Annotated in this window: 1 pseudogene (running past one end of the window); it reads left to right on the top strand. The window is 54.0% G+C overall.

From position 1 onward, the window contains the following. Positions 1 to 117: 117 nt before the first annotated feature. Positions 118 to 1,772, top strand: a pseudogene (locus tag J4F31_04990) (NADP-dependent malic enzyme); it runs 586 nt beyond the window's last position.

The following is a 1,772-nucleotide window of genomic DNA, read 5'->3' as shown; positions in this document are numbered from 1 at the left end:
GCTGCACTAGATCGTCAGTAGTAGACGTCTTTATAGTTTATATGTATTAAATCGCACGTTCACTTGCGATTTAATACAGCACCTTTTTTTTACCTTTGTCGCCCAAAGGAAAGCCACGTGAAATCGAGGAATAAAGAAGCACTGGACTACCACGCTAAAGGTAGACCGGGCAAGATCGAAATTACCCCGACCAAAGAATACAGCTCGCAGCGCGATCTCTCTCTGGCGTATTCGCCCGGGGTGGCCGAGCCGTGCCTCGAGATCGAGAAGGATCCGGCCAATGCCTATAAGTACACGGCCAAAGGCAACTTGGTGGCCGTAATATCGAACGGTACCGCGGTACTCGGGCTTGGTGATATTGGGCCGCTGGCCGGTAAACCGGTAATGGAGGGGAAAGGCCTCCTGTTTAAAATATTTGCCGATATCGATGTATTCGATATTGAAGTCGACGCTACCGATGTCGATAAATTCGTAGAGACCGTAAAGGCCATATCGCCGACCTTCGGGGGTATCAACCTCGAGGATATCAAGGCACCCGAGGCCTTTGAGATCGAAGAGCACCTCAAGAAGGAGCTCGATATTCCCGTGATGCACGACGATCAGCACGGGACGGCCATAATTTCAGGAGCTGCCTTGCTAAACGCCCTCGAACTCGCCGAAAAGAAGATCGATGAGGTTGTTGTAGTCGTGAGTGGAGCCGGAGCCGCGGCCATCAGCTGTGCCAAATTGTACTGTTCACTGGGTGTTAAGCGCGAAAATGTGATCATGCTCGACAGTAAAGGTGTGCTGCGCAATGACCGTGGAGGGCTCGACAAATACAAGAGCTTGTTCGCCACCGACCGCGACCTCAAAACCCTCGAAGACGCCATGAAAGGCGCCGATGTGTTCCTCGGTCTTTCTAAAGGGGGGCTCGTGACCAAGATGATGGTGAAGTCGATGGCCGAAAAACCCATCGTGTTCGCCCTAGCGAATCCCGATCCCGAGATCACCTACAAAGATGCCATGGCCGCGCGCCCCGATGCCATCATGGCCACCGGGCGCTCCGACAACCCGAACCAGGTGAACAACGTTCTTGGGTTCCCGTACATTTTCCGCGGAGCCATCGACGTGCGTGCCAAATCGATCAACGAAGAAATGAAGGTCGCCGCCGTAAAGGCGATCGCCGACCTCGCTAAGCAGCCGGTGCCCGAAGAAGTGATCCTCGCCTACGACGATCGAAACCTGAACTTCGGCCCCGAATACATCATTCCCAAGCCTTTTGATCCACGCCTCATCAGCACTGTGGCTCCGGCCGTGGCCAAAGCGGCAATGAGCAGTGGTGTGGCCCTCAAGGGAATCGAAAAGTTCGATCTGTACAAGATCGAACTGAACAAGCGATTGGGGCTCGATAATAAGCTTCTGCGTCAGATCACCATCCGAGCAAAGCGCAACCCCAAAAGAGTGGTCTTTGCCGAGGCCGAGAACTACAACGTCCTCAAAGCGGCGCAGATCACCATGGATGAAGGAATCTGTAAGCCCATCCTACTCGGGAACACCGAGCGAATCCACGAGCTCATCGAGGAGCATCAGATGGACTTTAACGATACGCCTATCCTCGATCCGAAATCCGACGAAACGCGCGATACGCGACATCGCTATGCCGAGAAGCTGTGGGAAAAACGCAAGCGCAAGGGCATCAGCTTGTACGAAGCACAGCGCTTGATGCGCGAACGGAACTACTTCGGCAGCATGATGGTCGAAATGGGCGATGGCGACGCCCTCATCAGCGGAGT

This window comes from Flavobacteriales bacterium (assembly GCA_021296215.1).
Classification (GTDB): domain Bacteria; phylum Bacteroidota; class Bacteroidia; order Flavobacteriales; family ECT2AJA-044; genus ECT2AJA-044.
The sequence above is the reverse complement of the archived record's forward strand: the minus strand, read 5'-3'. Positions and strand labels throughout refer to the sequence as shown.